At 32.5% G+C, this 16,991-nt stretch carries 22 protein-coding genes and 1 tRNA gene; 15 read left to right on the top strand and 8 right to left on the bottom strand.

Annotation, left to right across the window (positions count from 1 at the left end; all coding sequences use genetic code 11):
• Window positions 1-17: 17 nt before the first annotated feature.
• From OEW74_RS14000 to OEW74_RS13970, 7 genes are all read left to right on the top strand, one after another.
• Entirely contained in the window at window positions 18-1,883 is a 1,866-nt protein-coding gene (locus OEW74_RS14000; protein WP_265429066.1) for a hypothetical protein, read from the top strand.
• 66 nt (window positions 1,884-1,949) lie between these two features.
• On the top strand, window positions 1,950-2,474 hold the full coding sequence (locus tag OEW74_RS13995; protein ID WP_265429065.1) for a Crp/Fnr family transcriptional regulator: 525 nt from the start codon (window positions 1,950-1,952) through the stop codon (window positions 2,472-2,474).
• Between the two features lie 54 nt (window positions 2,475-2,528).
• The gene (locus tag OEW74_RS13990) at window positions 2,529-3,068 is read left to right on the top strand and encodes a DinB family protein (RefSeq protein WP_265429064.1); all 540 of its coding nucleotides are present in this window, start codon (window positions 2,529-2,531) and stop codon (window positions 3,066-3,068) included.
• A 196-nt stretch (window positions 3,069-3,264) separates the two neighbouring features.
• The gene (locus OEW74_RS13985) at window positions 3,265-3,870 is read left to right on the top strand and encodes a DUF2911 domain-containing protein (RefSeq protein WP_265429063.1); all 606 of its coding nucleotides are present in this window, start codon (window positions 3,265-3,267) and stop codon (window positions 3,868-3,870) included.
• 18 nt (window positions 3,871-3,888) lie between these two features.
• Window positions 3,889-4,425 (top strand): GNAT family N-acetyltransferase, encoded by a 537-nt coding sequence (locus OEW74_RS13980; protein ID WP_265429062.1) that lies wholly within the window; start codon window positions 3,889-3,891, stop codon window positions 4,423-4,425.
• Between the two features lie 111 nt (window positions 4,426-4,536).
• Window positions 4,537-4,905: a cupin domain-containing protein gene (locus OEW74_RS13975; RefSeq protein ID WP_074228239.1), complete on the top strand. Its 369-nt coding sequence runs from the start codon at window positions 4,537-4,539 to the stop codon at window positions 4,903-4,905.
• 2 nt (window positions 4,906-4,907) lie between these two features.
• The gene (locus tag OEW74_RS13970; RefSeq protein WP_265429061.1) at window positions 4,908-5,138 is read left to right on the top strand and encodes a hypothetical protein; all 231 of its coding nucleotides are present in this window, start codon (window positions 4,908-4,910) and stop codon (window positions 5,136-5,138) included.
• Between the two features lie 50 nt (window positions 5,139-5,188).
• Here the strand turns inward: OEW74_RS13970 and OEW74_RS13965 are convergent, their stop codons facing one another.
• From OEW74_RS13965 to OEW74_RS13955, 3 genes are all read right to left on the bottom strand, one after another.
• Complete coding sequence (locus OEW74_RS13965) at window positions 5,189-5,932, bottom strand: dienelactone hydrolase family protein (RefSeq protein WP_265429060.1); 744 nt, start codon at window positions 5,930-5,932, stop codon at window positions 5,189-5,191.
• 108 nt (window positions 5,933-6,040) lie between these two features.
• The gene (locus tag OEW74_RS13960) at window positions 6,041-6,655 is read right to left on the bottom strand and encodes an HAD family hydrolase (RefSeq protein WP_265429059.1); all 615 of its coding nucleotides are present in this window, start codon (window positions 6,653-6,655) and stop codon (window positions 6,041-6,043) included.
• 65 nt (window positions 6,656-6,720) lie between these two features.
• On the bottom strand, window positions 6,721-7,146 hold the full coding sequence (locus OEW74_RS13955; RefSeq protein ID WP_265429058.1) for a type I restriction enzyme HsdR N-terminal domain-containing protein: 426 nt from the start codon (window positions 7,144-7,146) through the stop codon (window positions 6,721-6,723).
• 7 nt (window positions 7,147-7,153) lie between these two features.
• Here OEW74_RS13955 and holA point away from each other — a divergent pair, with 7 nt between their 5' ends.
• The 4 genes from holA to OEW74_RS13935 all read left to right on the top strand — a co-directional run bounded on the left by holA (window position 7,154) and on the right by OEW74_RS13935 (window position 10,519).
• Window positions 7,154-8,191: a DNA polymerase III subunit delta gene (gene holA / locus OEW74_RS13950; protein ID WP_265429102.1), complete on the top strand. Its 1,038-nt coding sequence runs from the start codon at window positions 7,154-7,156 to the stop codon at window positions 8,189-8,191.
• A gap of 175 nt (window positions 8,192-8,366) precedes the next feature.
• Entirely contained in the window at window positions 8,367-9,308 is a 942-nt protein-coding gene (gene trxB, locus OEW74_RS13945; protein WP_265429057.1) for a thioredoxin-disulfide reductase, read from the top strand.
• A gap of 225 nt (window positions 9,309-9,533) precedes the next feature.
• A tRNA-Ser gene (locus OEW74_RS13940) sits at window positions 9,534-9,618 on the top strand.
• Between the two features lie 205 nt (window positions 9,619-9,823).
• Entirely contained in the window at window positions 9,824-10,519 is a 696-nt protein-coding gene (locus tag OEW74_RS13935; protein WP_265429056.1) for an IS1 family transposase, read from the top strand.
• A 181-nt stretch (window positions 10,520-10,700) separates the two neighbouring features.
• Here the strand turns inward: OEW74_RS13935 and OEW74_RS13930 are convergent, their stop codons facing one another.
• The 4 genes from OEW74_RS13930 to OEW74_RS19640 all read right to left on the bottom strand — a co-directional run bounded on the left by OEW74_RS13930 (window position 10,701) and on the right by OEW74_RS19640 (window position 13,254).
• Entirely contained in the window at window positions 10,701-11,057 is a 357-nt protein-coding gene (locus tag OEW74_RS13930; protein WP_265429055.1) for an NmrA family NAD(P)-binding protein, read from the bottom strand.
• Complete coding sequence (locus OEW74_RS13925; protein ID WP_265429054.1) at window positions 11,029-11,619, bottom strand: NmrA family NAD(P)-binding protein; 591 nt, start codon at window positions 11,617-11,619, stop codon at window positions 11,029-11,031. The genes OEW74_RS13930 and OEW74_RS13925 overlap by 29 nt, the downstream gene beginning before the upstream one ends.
• 435 nt (window positions 11,620-12,054) lie before the next feature.
• Window positions 12,055-12,351: a hypothetical protein gene (locus OEW74_RS19645; protein WP_322645576.1), complete on the bottom strand. Its 297-nt coding sequence runs from the start codon at window positions 12,349-12,351 to the stop codon at window positions 12,055-12,057.
• An 84-nt stretch (window positions 12,352-12,435) separates the two neighbouring features.
• Window positions 12,436-13,254 carry a serine hydrolase domain-containing protein gene (locus OEW74_RS19640; RefSeq protein ID WP_322645575.1) on the bottom strand — a complete coding sequence of 273 codons (819 nt, stop codon included), beginning with the start codon at window positions 13,252-13,254 and terminating at the stop codon, window positions 12,436-12,438.
• Between the two features lie 190 nt (window positions 13,255-13,444).
• On the opposite strand from OEW74_RS19640, the gene OEW74_RS13915 reads away from it, so the two are divergent.
• The 4 genes from OEW74_RS13915 (at window position 13,445) to OEW74_RS13900 (ending at window position 16,550) form a co-directional block, all read left to right on the top strand.
• Entirely contained in the window at window positions 13,445-14,029 is a 585-nt protein-coding gene (locus OEW74_RS13915; protein WP_265429053.1) for an NAD(P)H-dependent oxidoreductase, read from the top strand.
• 150 nt (window positions 14,030-14,179) lie between these two features.
• Window positions 14,180-15,064 carry a helix-turn-helix domain-containing protein gene (locus tag OEW74_RS13910; protein WP_265429052.1) on the top strand — a complete coding sequence of 295 codons (885 nt, stop codon included), beginning with the start codon at window positions 14,180-14,182 and terminating at the stop codon, window positions 15,062-15,064.
• Window positions 15,065-15,179: 115 nt separating this feature from the next.
• The gene (locus OEW74_RS13905; protein ID WP_265429051.1) at window positions 15,180-15,845 is read left to right on the top strand and encodes a DsbA family protein; all 666 of its coding nucleotides are present in this window, start codon (window positions 15,180-15,182) and stop codon (window positions 15,843-15,845) included.
• Between the two features lie 75 nt (window positions 15,846-15,920).
• Window positions 15,921-16,550: an NUDIX hydrolase gene (locus tag OEW74_RS13900; protein WP_265429050.1), complete on the top strand. Its 630-nt coding sequence runs from the start codon at window positions 15,921-15,923 to the stop codon at window positions 16,548-16,550.
• 3 nt (window positions 16,551-16,553) lie between these two features.
• Here OEW74_RS13900 and OEW74_RS13895 read toward each other — a convergent pair.
• Window positions 16,554-16,991, bottom strand: a 438-nt coding sequence (locus OEW74_RS13895; protein WP_265429049.1) for a nucleoside deaminase, incomplete at its 5' end; no start/stop codon positions are given.

The following is a 16,991-nucleotide window of genomic DNA, read 5'->3' as shown; positions in this document are numbered from 1 at the left end:
TTTTAATTCAAATTAAAATGCAAAAACTCAATAAATTCAACCAATATTTGCTCGAAAGATATCCTACAGTCTGGAATACTAAAATTGTATGGATGCTTTTGGCGGCTCTCGTTTTTCATATCGTCTTTTTTATCATCGGTTATGTCTCGCATATCGATCCTGTTTCTTTGCAGAAATATTCTGTAAAAGATGATTATTTCAAAAACGGTGTTATTTTCGTTCATCTTATTATTTCTATTTTACTGATCGTAGGATGGCTTTTGATGATGCTTAAAAACAATGCCTTCAAGAATTTTTATCCTACTTCTAAAGGAAAACTATTTGGTCAGTTTTTACAGTATTTTATTATTATTTTTTCGTGTACCACGTTTTATTTCTCGTACATGACGGGTTTCAGAATGTTTATCAATAATAAATATCCTGATCAGGAAATGGCAAAAAATATTGATATTATCAACCGAACTGCGCCTTTTCTTTCTCAGAATATAGAATCTTATACTTTAGAAAACAGATTGTTCCCAAAACCTTTTTACGATTTGTACTGTGAAAATGATATTGAAAAAATAGACCAAAACAAAAAGTTTTTTGTGTATTACAACAGAGTGTATCAGTATTATACGCTGTATTCAAAAAAATCTTATAAAAAAGACAAGCGAGGAAATTTCATTCCTCCAAATCCTGAATATTCTAACAAAATACAGCCCGCTTATTCAGACGAGAAAGAAAAATTTGAAACTTTTTACTACAAAAAAGAGGTTGTAGATCTTTCATCATATATTAAAACAACGCAGCCAAGTTTCTACAATTTTTCGGAAATTTTTTATGATTATGATTTCCATGAACTTGATAATGGAGTGAGTGCCATAGAAACTGATTATTACTACGATAAAGATGCTCCGGATTATATTCTTAAAAATAAAAAAGCATCTGTTAATCAAAAAACGGCAACGCTTTTAAATTCTAAAAATCAGGCTGAGCTTGAGAAACTTTTTGAAGATTTTCTTTCGATTTCTAAAACTTATAGAGTTAAGAATAACTTGGATGCAAAAAAATGGGTTTCTATGATTTATTCTAAGGATAATCCGAATTTTGAAATCCGTTATTTTATAAAAGATTATGCAGGAAAAACCAGAACCGATGAAGATGAATATTATGAAGAAACAGTTGCTGTAGATTCTGCAGTTGTAAGTTCAGATTATACCAGAGACAGTATAAAAATCAGAGAATTTAATCCTAAAATCAATCAACAGCTTGCTCCGGATAAATATGTAAAAAATAATATGACAGAGTATTATTATCTGTCTGGAAACATGAAAGATTTGCTTAAAAGCGTAGACTCTATGAAGCAAGACGATTTCTTTTCAGATAACATTCATATTTATATCTGGATTGCGTTTTTCCTTTCTACTTTTATTTTCAGTTTCAGAATTACCGGGCTTCGTTCGTTGCTTTTCAGTGTGATTAGCGCAGGAGTTTTAACTTTAACCGTTACTTTAATTACGGTATTTTATGGTCTTACTTTCAGAGGTAAGGAGCAGTTTTTTGTATCATATTTTATTTTGTTTATCGGTTTAGTTATTCTGTTGATTCCGTTGCTGAAAATGAATATGGTGAGTAAAATGGTATCTTCTGTTTTGGTCAATATCTCGATGAATGGCTTTGTTTTGTTTGTGCTTTTAATTTTTGCGATTATTAGAATCCATCAAAATGCAGCTTGTCAGGAAATGGTAATAAAGATGCAAGATTCTTATCCTTATCAAAACTGCTCAAATATTTTCGAAGAATTAGGCTTTTGGTTGAGCTATATTATTCTTTTTGCAGGCTTTCTCTTTATGTATTTTTACACTGCTATTTTGCAGAAATGGAAAGCGATGCCAGAATAAATTTTTCTAATATATTTTAAAACCTCATATTTTTATGGGGTTTTTGTTTCATTAAAATTTAAGAATGTGAATATTATTCAGAAGTTAATCGACGCTAATTTATTTCAAAAAAAGAAAGTGATTGAAAGGCATAATTTTCTGACTTTGGAAGGTGATATCGACAGTAATATTTATTATGTTGAAAAAGGGAGTTTACGAATTTTTATCAGAGATGAAGATCAGGAAAGAACAATTCGTTTTGGATATAAAGAAAATATAATTGTCTGCCTCGATTCTTTTTTGTCTGAAAAACCAACTGATTTTTACATTCAGGCGATTAAGAAAACCGAAATTAAAGTGGCTTCAAAAAAAGATCTTTATGAATTTATAAAATCTTCTGACGATAATCTGAAATTATGGACTGTAATTTTGGAAGATTTAGTTTTACAACAAATTGAAAGAGAAAAGGATTTATTAATCAATTCTCCGAAAGAACGTTATGAAAGGGTTTTAAAAAGAAGTCCGAAACTTTTTCAGGAAATCCCCAATAAACATATTGCTAATTATTTAAGAATGAGCCCTGAAACTTTGTCAAGACTCAAAAAATATTGACTGTAATCAAGATTTATCATTTACGAAAACTGGAAATTTGCAATAAAAATTAACATGAAAATTCCTACGCTTCAACTGATCGATGAATTGAAAAAGATTACTGAAGAAAACATACAGTTTGCTGAAAATCTTCTAAATGAAACCGATGAAAAACTTAACTTCAGACTTTCAGAAAAAAGCTGGAGCATTCTTGAATGCATTGAACATTTGAATCGTTACGGGAATTTTTATATTCCTGAAATCAGTAAAAGAATAGAAAATTCATCCACAAAATCAACAAAGATTTTCAGTTCAGGAATTTTAGGAAATTATTTCGCAAATAGCATGCTTCCAAAGGAGAAATTAAATTCAATGAAGACTTTCAAATCAATGAATCCTATTCACAGCAAACTTGATAAGAGCTTTTTAAATGAATTTATTCATCAGCAAAAACAAATGATTGATCTTTTAAATGAAGCTAAAAATATAGACTTAAACAAAGTAAAAACCAGCATCAGTATTTCAAATTTAATTAAATTAAAACTAGGTGATACTTTCCGTTTTGTAATCTACCATAATCTGAGACACATCAAACAAGCAAAAAAAAATCTTTAACTAATTTTAGTGAGCTTGGCTAAGTGAAACGCCTTTGCGAACTTAAAAACAATTAGTAGTTAAAAAAATCTTTGCGACCTTTGCGTTAAAATAAAAACATAATCATTTTCTTTTTTCAATTTAATTTAACAAAATTTATCAGTCTCAAAAAGTGATTTATGAACTCGATTTTGTAATTTTAGGCAAAATTTTAAAAGTGAAAAAATTATTATTTGCAGTTTGCATTTCGGCTTCAGCTTTAAGCTTTGCACAAGATTATTCGGTACCTGCAGCAAGTCCGCGTCAGAAAGTAGAACAGCAGTTTTCAATGTCTAAAATTACTGTTGATTATGGAAGACCGGGAGTGAAAGGAAGAAAGATCTTCGGAGAACTTGTTCCTTACGGACAGGTTTGGAGAGCGGGTGCAAACTCTTCTACAAAAATTACATTTGGACAATCTGTTAATTTTGGTGGAAAAACAGTTCCGGCAGGAACTTATGGTTTGTTTATCGTACCAACAGAAAAAGACTGGAAAGTAATTTTAAATAAAGATTTTCAGCAATGGGGAGCTTATACTTACGACCCAAAACAGGATGTTGTAGATGTAACGGTTCCTGTTAATAAATTAGCTGATAAACAAGAGTGGTTCGAAATTACTTTAAACCCGACTGATGAAAATTCAGGAAATCTTGTGATCAAATGGGATATGGCTCAAGCTGAAGTAGCTTTAAAACCTGCAAAACCGGAAGCAGTAACTAAAATTGCTGAGAAATTAAAAGAAATCAAAAAAATAGAATCTGACGCTGCAAAAGCAAAAGGCTAAGATTCAAATTTATAAAAGATGAATTTTTCTATTCAACCTGTTTTAGAAAACGAAGAATATCAATTAATCCCCTTACAACAAGGGGATTTTGACTTATTGTACGAAGTGGCTTCGGATCCGAAAGTTTGGGAGCAGCACCCAAATAAAGACCGTTACAAAAGAGAAGTTTTTGAAAACTTTTTTAAAGGTGCAATCGAAAGTCAAGGAGCTTTTAAGATCGTAGAAAAATCTACTGGAGATATTTTGGGAAGTACCCGTTTTTATGATTTTGATGAATCTGAAAACAGTATTTTTATTGGCTATACTTTTTACGGAACAAATTCTTGGGGAAAAGGGATCAATCCACAAATCAAAAAACTGATGTTGGATTATGTTTTTCAATTTGTAGACAAAGTACATTTCCATATCGGAAAAGAAAATTTCCGTTCTCAGATTGCATTAGAAAGATTGGGCGGACAAAAAATTGCGGAAGAAGAAGTCGCTTATTTTGGAGAACCGACACGAACCAATTTTGTGTACGAAATAGCAAAAGAAAATCATTTTAAAGTTGATTAAACATAAATAAATTTTCTCGCAGATGTAGCAGATTACGCTGATTAATTTTAGGAATTAAAATCTGCTCAATTAGCTAAATCTGCGAGAAATTAATTAAATAAAAATATAATCATGAAAAAATATAAAATTCAGAAATCACCATTTGTAGTTCCTACAACCGACGGAAAATTAATTGAAGAGCATTGGGGAAATTCAACCCAGAATTCAAACATCTCTATTGCACACATGGTTGCTCCGCCAGATTGGAGCGAACCTCATCAAACTCCTGAGTTTGATGAATTTACCATCATTATTTCAGGTAAAAAGCAATTTGAAATTGACGGAGAAGAGGTGATTTTAGAAAAAGGACAAAGTATTTTAATTGAAAAAGGAGCAAGAATCCGTTACAGCAATCCGTTCTCAGAGCCTTGCGAATATATTGCAATTTGTCTTCCGGCTTTTTCGATGGATTTGGTGAATAGAGAAGAAGAAATAATTTAAATATGGCGTTACAAATTTGCCCAAAGTGTAAAGAAAGCTCTTTTACATGGTTTATCAACGGAAAGACTCATTTAACGAGTTGGAGTTGTTTTAATTGCGACTACGAAGCGAAAGAAAATGAGAGTGATAAATGTGTCCGTGAAAATTGTGAAGAGAAAACAAAAAAGAAATTGAAAGATAAAGAATCAGAATACTGGTGGTGTTCTAATTGTAATACGATCAGTGATTTATAAACAAAAACAACCTCAATTATCGAGGTTGTTTTTAATTTATAGTAGTTCAATTATTTCAAAATTTCTTTCAAAAATAAAAGCGTATGATTCCAGGCTCTTTTTGCCATTACAGGATTATAATCGGTTGATTTTGAGTCAGTAAAAGTATGTTTTGAATTAGCATACGTAATGATTTGCCAATCTGCTTTACCATCATTCATTTCTTTAACCAGATTATTGTAATCTTCCGGCGTAACACTTTTATCTTCTGCAGGGTTTTCAACCAAAATTTTAGTTGAGATAGCTTCATTCGGTCTCGATTGGTCTTTTCCGATACTTCCATGAATGGAAACAACGCCTACAACGGGTAATTTTCCTCTCGCAGATTCCAAAGCTCCGGTTCCGCCAAAGCAATAACCGATGACCGCAATTTTATCTGAAATTGCTCCGTTTTTCTTCAATTGTTCTAAAGCTAAAGAAATTCTCTTCTGATAAGCAGCATAATCTTTCTTGTAAAATCCCGCAGTTTTTGCCGCCGAAGCATTGTCTGTCGGAATATTTCCTTCTCCATAAATATCAGCAATAAAGGCTATGTAGCCTTGTTTTTCTAAATCTGCTGCTGCCGTTTTTGCTTCGTCATCAATTCCTTTCCAGGCTGGAAGAATCAAAACTCCGGGAAGTTTTTTTCCGGCATTGGAGGTTACCAAACCATTCAGTTTTTGCGAACCATCCTGATAAGACACAGGTTTTAAATTCTGACTGAAAATAGTTCCTGAAGTCATCAAAAATGCTGATAATAATATTGAACGTATCATATTTTGTAATTTAATTGAAACCCAAATTATCCTAATGTTTTTTCAAAAATATCACGAATAACGTCTGTGTAATGAGTGAAAATATTTGTGATATTAGAGTTTGAAAATTTAATCAAATTTTACGCCTAAATTATTCAGTTCAGTTTTCAAATCTGTTTCCGGTAGAATATGAATAGTTTTGAAACCTAATGTTTTTGCCATCTCAATATTTTTGAAATTATCATCAATGAAAACCGATTCATTGGCTTCTAACTGGTATCTTTCCAATAAAACATTCCAGATTTTAGGGTCAGGTTTGATTAACTTTTCTGTTCCTGAAACCACAATTTTTCCGTCAAATAATTGAAAGAAATCATAATTTTCTAAAGCATAGGGAAAAGTTTCTTCAGACCAATTGGTCAATCCGTATAATTGATAAGGTGTGTTTCCCAGTTTTCTCAGTATTTCTACATTTTGAGGGATGTCACTTTTCAGCATTACCGTCCAGTTATCATAATAGGCTCTGAGTTCTTTTTCCCATTCCGGGAATTTTTTAATCTGAACTTCGGTTCCTTCTGCTAAAGTCCTTCCTCTGTCTTGCTCAATATTCCATTCATCCTGAGCGATATTTTCAAGGAAATATTCCATTTTTTCATCATCATTAAAATAAGTTTTGAAAAAATATCTTGGATTCCAATCCATCAAAACACCTCCAAAATCGAATATTATATTTTTAATTTCCATACTTTTAAGGTTAAGATTAAGGTTAAGGTTAAGGTTGGCGCAAAATTTCAACCTCAACCTCAATATTATTTGTAAAATTGATATTGCTCGTTTTCGTAATAGGCATTAATGTGTTGCAAACCGTTGGTTAAAATAATTTCAGAAGCACCAATTATTGAATTATATCTTGCAGTCTGCTCAAATGTTTTTTCTGTTAATTTGATTTGTGGTGCTTTACATTCAATTAAAATTTTTGGCTGCGCTTTTTCTGTGATTAAAAGGTCAATACGCTTCGTTAAACCATTCAGAACGATCTTTTTTTCAGTAATTAACGCAGAAGTAGAGTAGGATTTCACGGTAAGATAATAGTGAACCCAATGCTGCCGAACCCACTCTTCGGGAGTCAGCAAAAGGTAAGTTTTACGAACCAAGTCATAAATAAAAAACTTATCTTTGTCTTTCTTGAATTTAAAATCAAAAGTTTCCTGAAAGTTCAGTTTTGGAAGTTCCATTTATATGATGAAAGAATTAGATTTAATCCTCAAAAATATTAAAAATAAAGAAGTTTTACCGATTTATTTTTTCCACGGAGAAGAACCTTACTTTATTGATGTTGCGGTAAAAGCCCTTGAACACGACTTTCTGGAGGAAGACGAAAAAGCTTTTAACCAAACAGTCACTTACGGAAAAGATACAACGTATCAGGAAATTCTTTCTTTGGCGCGGCAGTTTCCAATGATGGGAGACAAACAGGTGATTATTGTAAAAGAGGCGCAGGATTTGAAATTTAATGAAGAAGAAAGCAAAGCTTTAGATGCGTATGCAGAAAATCCGGTTCCATCGACGGTTTTGGTTTTTGCCCATAAACATAAGAAGCTGGACAGCCGAAAAAAGGTTACCAAAACTTTAACAAAGCTAAATGCGCTTTTTTTGAGCGAATCTTTAAAAGACCATACGCTTCCCAAATGGATTGCTGATGAATGTCTCAGATTAAAGATAAAAACAGCCCCGAATATTTCTAATCTTTTGGCAGAATATCTTGGAAATGACCTTTCCAGAATCTCAAATGAGTTAGGAAAACTTAAAATTATTTTAAAAGAAGGTCAACTTTTAGACGGTACCATCGTTGAAAACCATATTGGAATAAGCAAAGAATTCAATGTTTTTGAACTTCAGAAAGCTTTAGGAGCGAAAAACGCTAATGCCGCGTTCAGAATTGCCTATTTTATGGGGAAAAACCCTAAGAATAATCCTTTTGTAATGCTACTTTCCAGTTTGTACAATTATTTTTCTAATGTAATTATTTACAATACGATGATTGGGCAACCTCAACAAGTAATCGCTTCACAAATGGGTATTAATCCTTATTTTATTAAAGATTATGCAGAAGCAGCAAGATTATATCCGCTAAAACATTCTACTCGTGTCATTTCAATTTTGAGAGAATTTGACATGAAAGGAAAAGGTTTGGGGGCCGTAAATATGGATGATGCAGAATTAATTAAAGAATTGGTTTACAAAATTATCAATGTAGATAAAATTAAGATGAAAGTGTAATTTTTGTTATTGGTTAAGAGTTATTATCTACTGATAGTGAAATCTATCAACCAAAGACCAGAAACTATTAACAATTGAATATTCACATATTAAACATTGACAAGTATCATTAAATTTACTTTAATAAAACATTAAAAATTCCGAAATTAGCATCCTTGAAATTGATAAATAAATTATGGAAGAAAATATTTTAGATTGTGTGATCGTTGGATCTGGACCTTCTGGTTTTACAGCGGCAATTTATGCAGCAAGAGCAGACTTAAAACCTGAATTATACACAGGTCTGGAACCAGGTGGACAATTAACCACAACAACAGAAGTTGATAATTTCCCGGGTTATCCTGCAGGAATTACAGGTCCTGAAATGATGATGGATTTGCAGAAACAAGCTGAAAGATTCGATACCAAAGTGCATTACGAAATGATTACTAATGTTGAATTTTCAAAAGAAGTTGGCGGTATTCACAAATTATATGCAGGGAATAAAGAAATTTTAGCTAAATCTGTGATTATTTCTACAGGAGCTACTGCAAAATATTTGGGTCTTGATGATGAGAAAAAATATAATGGAGGAGGAGTTTCTGCATGTGCTACCTGCGACGGATTTTTCTACAGAGGAAAAGATGTTGTGGTTGTAGGAGCAGGAGATACTGCAGCTGAAGAGGCTACTTACCTTGCAAAATTGGTGAATAAAGTAACGATGTTGGTAAGAAAAGGAGAGTTCAGAGCTTCAAAAGCGATGATCCACAGAGTAGAAAACACACCGAATATTGAAGTGAAATTTTACCACGAATTAATTGGTATTGAAGGTGAAAATAATTTGGTAGAAAGAGCAGTGGTGATTAACAACCAGACTCAGGAAAAGTCTACAGTAGACGTTCACGGAATTTTCATTGCAATTGGTCACAAGCCAAATACAGATATTTTTGCTGGTCAAATCGATTTAGATGAAAACGGATATATTGTTACTGAAAAAGGTTCTTCAAGAACAAACCTTCCGGGAGTTTTTGCTGCGGGAGATGTTCAGGATCATATCTACAGACAAGCGATTACAGCAGCGGGTAGCGGTTGTATGGCAGCCATGGATGCTGAAAAGTATTTGGCAGAATTACATTAATTATTAAAAATTAATTTATAAATCTGAAAAACACACTTCTTTGAGGTGTGTTTTTTGCTTTCTAATCTAAATTTTCTCTGTATTAATTGATGTTTGTGAAAATAATGAGTCTGATTTTTAGTCGATTATTAATTTTTGTTAAAATTTATAGTAAAAATATTTTGACATAATTGAAAAACGTTCTATATTTGCACCACTGAAAACAACGATACAATCGGAGTTTAAGGAGAGATGGCAGAGTGGTCGATTGCGATAGTCTTGAAAACTATTGACTGTAACAGGTCCGGGGGTTCGAATCCCTCTCTCTCCGCAAGTTGGGTAATGGTACAGATGTGGAGTTTTTAATTAACTTCATTGATTATCAATACGGTACAAAGATATAATAGAAAAAACGATGTATTATAATGCATCGTTTTTTATTTTTGCCGACTAAAAAAGCGAAATAGCGACTCCGGAACGAAGTAATTTATGTTAGATGGTTCAGACGTGGAGTTACTAATTTACTTTAAATCATTATGAATAAACGGCGAAATCAATGCATTCACTGTAATTACAGCTACTGTATCAAGGCAGGAATAACATCACAAAATAAACAGCGATATCAGTGCAAAAAATGCAAAAAGAAGTTCATTGGGAACTATTCTTATCGTGCATATCATAAAAGTACTAATCATAATATTCAACAGCTGATAAAAGAAGGAGTTGGTATTAGAGGAATTAGCAGATTACTTGATGTAAGCAAGACGACTGTACTAAAAAAGATTTTAAAAATCGCTTCGAAAGTAGTTAAGCCTCCTATTCCTAAGGATATTACCATCGAAATTGATGAACTGAAAACATATACTAAATGTAAAACTAATGAACGGTGGATAGTTGCGGCTTATTGTAGGGAAACAAAGAAAGTAATTGACTATAAGCTTGGTAGAAGAACAACCAAAACGATACAATGTATTACAGATACTTTGCTTTTTGCAAATCCAAAAAAGATATACAGCGACCGCTTGAATATCTCTCCTAAGTTAATTCCAAAACATCTTCACAGTACAAAACGTAGAGAGACCAATCATATTGAACGGAAATTTCTTGATTTAAGAACCCACATAAAGCGATTGGGAAGAAAGAGTATTAATAAAGCTCAAAAAGATAAATATACAGATGCTATATTGAGGATTTATTTTTGGGGAACTTCTCTTAAGAGCATAAGGAAGTGAAGAGTTTATCCTATTTGAATTAGATCAAAATGTAGTTTTATAAGGTGGCAATATACTTAATGTGTAATCTTGAAATTTTACATAATCCCGAATTTTACTATTTATCGACAAGTAGAGTAGATTATGAAATAAATGAAAATTAAGTAAATTCAGGTATATTGCCACCTAAATAAGCATTAGATTATAAGGGAAGCTTATTTCTATTTTTTTCTAAAAACTGTGTAAATGATGTAAGAGGAATCCCAAAGCTTTTTAAAGCATTAATATCTACCGAATAGCCTACTTGATTTGTCCACTCCTGATAATTGGCATATGGCCAGATCATTCCATCTGCAATTGCTTCTTCTTCAGTAACGTGTTCCACTTTGATTGTTTTTTTTGTTATTCTACTTATTTTAGCAACCATTTCTTCAATAGTCAGCTCATCACCAGCCAGTTCAATAATTTTATGATCAAAATTTTTTGCATTATTGAACGCCGCTGCTGCAAATTCACCAGTATCCGCAACATCAATAAATTGTAGTTTCTTTTTTTGCATTAAAGACAACAGTTATTTTCCCTGAATCTAATCCTGGATACATAAAATTAACTTTGGGCTGAACAAAATTATCCATCAAAAATGTGGGTCTTAAAATTGTCCAATATTTAAAGCCTGCATTTTTTACTTTCTCTTCTGCATAGCTTTTGTCTAGCCAGTATTTTTCATTCCATCTATTTTCACCCCATTTAGGAAATTTTTGATAGTTTCCAAGCTGGCTGACCGAAACATGAATTACATGTTGCACATTTTTTCTTAATGCAGCATCCACTAAAATATCCGCATGCCTTCTCTCCGAATCTGTTCCGTCAGACATAGCCTGAACGGAAAATAGCCCGTACACATTTTGTAAGGCTAATTCAATTGACTCTTTATCTTCCAGATCAGCGATTACAATCTCTGCACCAGCTTTATTTAATGCTTGGGCTATTGATGAATCGATGGATGACTTTCGAACCATCACTCGGACTTTATTTCCTCTTTTTAGTAATGCTGTTGCTACAGCTCCTCCTTGTGAACCTGTAGCGCCGGTCACTAATATAATATTGTCATTATTGAGCATAGTAAATGTTGTTGTTTATTTGACAAATTTCAGAAATGAGAAGAAGACAGATATTGATAAATGCAGTAATTTATTCTTGATATTTATCAATGTTTTTATAATTTTAAATACATATTTAAATAAAATTTTCAGTGTGCTTCACACGATTAAAACCACTTTTTTTTGTTAAATAACCATCAATTAACTGATGATGATAAAGCCTATATTCGGATTAATTTTGTATCCAATATGTTCTCCGGAAAAGGATATTTTATTTTTCGTAGAGGAGGAGTTGAGTCGCCTTATATTGGAGAAGATCAGAGCTTATAAAAGTAGATGAATTTAATAAAAAAGAAATTCTATCTAAGGAATAAGGTATTATTCACCAGCTTTATATATTTATGTGTAAAAAACGCTATTACAATCTTTTGGAATCTTCTCCTAATTTTCTCAAATTTATTTTTCTTTTCTTAATCTCTCAATTAGAAGATCCCGTATTTGCAAAGCAACATTTCTTTTATCAGCTTCAACAGAAGCAATTGAAATAGTCGCATTCAGTTCAGGAAAATAAGTTGCATCGGTGCCCAAACCGCCTCCGTGATTGTAACCCATAATATCCTCGATTTTAATTTTGCGAATTCCCAAACAGTAATTAGTAGTAAAATCTGGTGGAACATCGGTATACATTAGCTTTAAAATATCTTTATTTTTAATGATCTTTCTGCTGAATAACAATTGATAGAAGCGAGCCATATCTTCTACATTAGAAGCAAATCCGCCACCGCCGTACAAATCCCAAGACGGATTCAGGTCTTTAATATTCCAGTTAAAATGACTTCAATATTGATTGACCAACGGCAAAGTATTTTCATGCTGTTTTTCCAATTGAATAAACCACGTATTGTTTAAATGATTTTCTTTAAATTTCAATAATTTACGTACCGAAGTATAAAAAGGCTCATCTGTAAAATGTTCAATAACTTCCGATAGCAAAACATAATTAATGTCTGCATAACGAAATAAAGTTCTTGGTTTTCCTAAAGGTTGTCCCAATTTTGAAGCTCTTTCAACTTGCTCAGTTCTTGTCCATTGATGCTTTTTATTTTCATTGATAAACTTGAAATAGCCTTCATCAACATAATCTCTGATTCCAGAAGTATGAGAAAGCAAATGACTAATGGTTATGAAGTCTAAATGATATCCAGCCTTCGTCAATTGCATTCTTGATGTTTCAGTAATTAGGTTTTTTATTTTTTGATTAATATTTAACTTACCTTTTTCTGCCAGGCGAAGTATCGTTGCTGCCATAAAAGTTTTAGTGGTACTAGCAATCAACACAGGTTTTTGTACATTCAAATTTTGTTTGGAATTTTTTCCGTCGAAGCCTTTAGCGTAGCTCAAGGAAATTTTGGGAGATTCGATGTGTACCAAAACCCCAATCATTTCAGGATTTTTTTCATAAACCGAATCGATAATTTTTTGATAAAGATCAGTATGAGTTTGAGCTGAAGTTTTAAAAATCAGGCAGAGAAATAGAAGTATTGTGAAACGTAGTCGCATAGCATTATTTTGAGCAGTAAACTTAGTTAATATTTTCAATGAATATCGGCTTAAACTCAATGAAATTTTATCTATTCTAATTTGAAAATTGTCCATTTTAAGCCAAATTAAAATATCTCAATTTAGAAGGTTACAACAGATTTTTTTATAATATCAATTATAGCTTTCAATAATCAATAACTCTGAACTTTCTACGATATTTTTTGAACTTTTAATGAAATAAAGACTTCAAATCCTGACCTAATTTTGTCTTATCAAAACGTAATTAAATACCTAAAAATTTAAAATGAAAAAGACATTAATTATCATCACGCATCCTGATATTGAGAACTCAGTGATTAATAAATTGTGGTTACAAGAATTAGAAAAATATCCTGAAAAATTTCATATCCATCAATTACACAAAGTGTATCCGGATCAGCAATTTGATATTAAAGCAGAGCAAAAACTGGTTGAGGAGCACGATCATATTATTTTCCAGTTTCCATATTATTGGTATTATGGCCCTGCCTTATTAAAGAAATGGTTTGATGAAGTTCTTACTCACGGTTGGGCTTATGGAAGCTCAAGTGGTTTCAGGTTTGGAGGAAAGAAAGTGGCTTTGGCGATTTCTTTAGGATTGAAAGAAGAACATCTGCAGCGCGGAACACCATTGAAATTTAATCTTGAAGATCTTACCCGTCCTTATGAAGCAATGTTTGACTGGATTAAAGCCGATTACCAGCCACTTTTCGCTTACTACGGAATGACCTTCGAGCCATCGCAGGAATGGGTAGAAAGAAGCCTACCATTATATTTGGAGTTTCTGGATCGTTTTAATGCTGAAAAAGAAGATGCAAATGTTGCTGAACTTAGTAATGAATTGAAATAAGCACTAATTCAAATTAATAAAAAAGAGATGTATAATGCATCTCTTTTTGGATTTAATAAAATTTTGTCCATTACGAAATAAAAATTGTCCATTTTTTATCCGATTTAAATTCATCAATTTTACAGGGCATAGCAAGAAAATTAATGAACAATGAACAATCTCAATTGCAGTAAAATTATCAAAGAAAATCCCAAGGTTTTATCGTGGAATGATGATATTCAGGTGATGCATTACAAGACTCACCAGGAAATCATCAAAGCCAATATGTGCGTTCATATGAATATGATCAACATTGTTCTGCAAGGTACAAAAGAGATTTTGGGGTGTGGAATGAAGAGAATTGTTCCGGCCGGTTCTGGTTTTTTTATGAAAAAGGGTTCTTATCTGGTTTCTGATAAAATTCAAAATGAAGAAAAAGGCTATGAATCAATCATTATTTTCTTTTCTGATACTTGGCTTCAGTCCCAAATCGATGCCATTTTCGACTGTAAAAATAATACTCACACGCAAGTTGAAGACTGTCTAAACGGAGATATTGCTTTGTTGGAAGAAGATGAATTAATGAATTCGGTTATTGTCCAATTTAAATCTTATTTCGAGTTAAATCAGGATAAAGAGCGGTTACAGGTTTTATTACCTTTTAAAATGAGAGAATTATTTCAGATTTTAATTTCCGCTCCCAATGGATATCATTTTGAAAAACGATTACGCAGTCTTGATACTCATCAAAATCCTGATTTGGTCGTATTGATGCAGAACAATTACAAAGAAAATATTTCCTTGGAGCAATATGCTTTTCTCGCAAACTGCAGTCTGTCGACGTTTAAAAGAAAGTTTATTCAGACCTTCAAAACAAATCCCGGAAAATGGATTATGCAACGCCGATTGGAAGAGTCTTACGAACTATTAAAAAATTCAGAAAAGAATGTTACAGAAATAGCGTATGAAGTTGGTTTTGAAACTCCTGCTCATTTTATAGCGTCTTTCAAACAGAAATACAGAAATACACCAAAGCAGCTGCAACAGCAACTTTAATCTTTTTAATAATACTAAACTTTTCACGATAGTTTTTGAACTTTTTAAGAAATCATCTCTGTAAAAACGAACCTAAATTTGTCTAAGAAATTTAAAACAATTAAAATTTAAAATTATGAAATTGTATTATTTTACAGACCCGATGTGTTCGTGGTGTTATGGTTTCAGCCCGGTGATGAAAGAGCTAAAAGAAAACTATCCAAATATTGATTTACAGATTGTTTCAGGTGGTTTTGCACCGGGAAGCAAGCAGAAGGTGACCAAAGAATATAAAGATTTCCTTGAATATCACTGGAGAAATGTAAACTTTCGCAGTGGTCAGTATTTCGACCATTCGATGAAATTTGTTTCTGATAGTTTTCATTACGATACAGAACCTTCAAGCCGTGCATTAGTAGTTATCCAAAGATTTCTACCGGAGAAAGATTTCGAATTTTTAAGTCTGATGCAAAAATCATTTTATATGGAAGGGAAAGACATTACCAATGATGAGGTTTTGGCAGATTTAGCAGAAGAAATAGGAGTTGAAAAGAATGTTTTTTTAGAAAGTTTTAATTCGGAAGAGATGAAATTGAAAACCGCGCAGGGATTTCAATTCAGCAAACAATTAGGCGTTCAGGGATTTCCGACTTTACTGACCTTGGAAAATGGAGTTGTGAAAGTTCTTACCCACGGTTTTCAACCTTTTGAAAGTTTAAAAGAAATTGTTGAGGAAAGTTTGACGACAATGTTCATTCCTGACTCTGCTAATGGGCAATCTTGTTCGGATATTTCCTGTTGATGTTGAGATGATGAACCGGCTATTATCTATTAACGTGGATTTAGCCGACTTTTTTAATCGGTTAAAACTGAAATTATGAAAAAGCAAAATTTTTCTTCATCCATTGAAAAGATTCAGAAAAATCTCAAAAAAGAACTTCCGGGAGAAAAAGCACATCAGATAATGGAAGCACTTTCTGCAAAATATCTCACTTTAAAACCTACTGAGAAAACCAGAAAAAGTGCTGTGTTAATGCTCTTATATCCAATTGATGATGAAATTTATTTTCCTCTGATTTTAAGGAATTCTTATGATGGTTTTCATTCCAATGAGGTTGGTTTTCCAGGAGGAAGATTTGAGGAAACAGATGAAAACCTCATTCAAACGGCGCTTCGGGAAGCACAGGAAGAAATTGGAGTTAATCCTGATGAGGTCAAAGTTTTAGGAGAATTAACCGAAATTTATATCGGTCCAAGTGATTTCAGTGTTTTGCCAGTCGTTGGTTATCTCCCACATCGACCAGATTTCAAACCTGATCCCCGTGAAGTTCAGCAAATTTTCGAATTAAAACTGAATTCCTTTTTAGATCCAAATATTATCGGTTGTAGTGAAATCAGTATTCCCGGAGATTTGGTGACGACACCTTTTTATAAAGTGAATGGTCATAAAGTATGGGGGGCAACTGCCAAAATAATTCTTGAATTGTTATCAGTTTTAAAACTTTAAGATTTACTGATTCGACAGATATTCTGCAAATTTTTTATTCAAAACCTCACATTCCTTCTTCAAAATTCCCGATTCAATTCCCGATTCAATTTCCGGCTTATTTCCCCATTTCGGAACATTTTCAGTTTCAAGAATTTTAAAATCAGAAGATTGCCCACCCACAAACGGAACAGAAACTCCAAAAATTAATTTTGCAATTTTATGATGTCTGATAAGATAAGAACACATAATGCAAGGCTCGTGAGTAGAAAACATCACAGATTTTTCTAAAACCTCTCGATAACCGTTTTTCAAGGCATCTTTTACCGCTAAAATTTCTGCGTGCTGTGTAATATCTCCACTTGATTTTGCGGATTCAATTCCTCTTCCAATGATTTTATCTTCAAAAACTACAATAGAACCAACTGGGGGATTTCCTTTTTCTAATGCCTGTTTTGCAAG

This window comes from Chryseobacterium sp. YIM B08800 (genome assembly GCF_026163565.1).
GTDB lineage: Bacteria > Bacteroidota > Bacteroidia > Flavobacteriales > Weeksellaceae > Chryseobacterium.
Note: the sequence above shows the minus strand (reverse complement) of the source record. Positions and strands in the feature narration are given on the sequence as shown.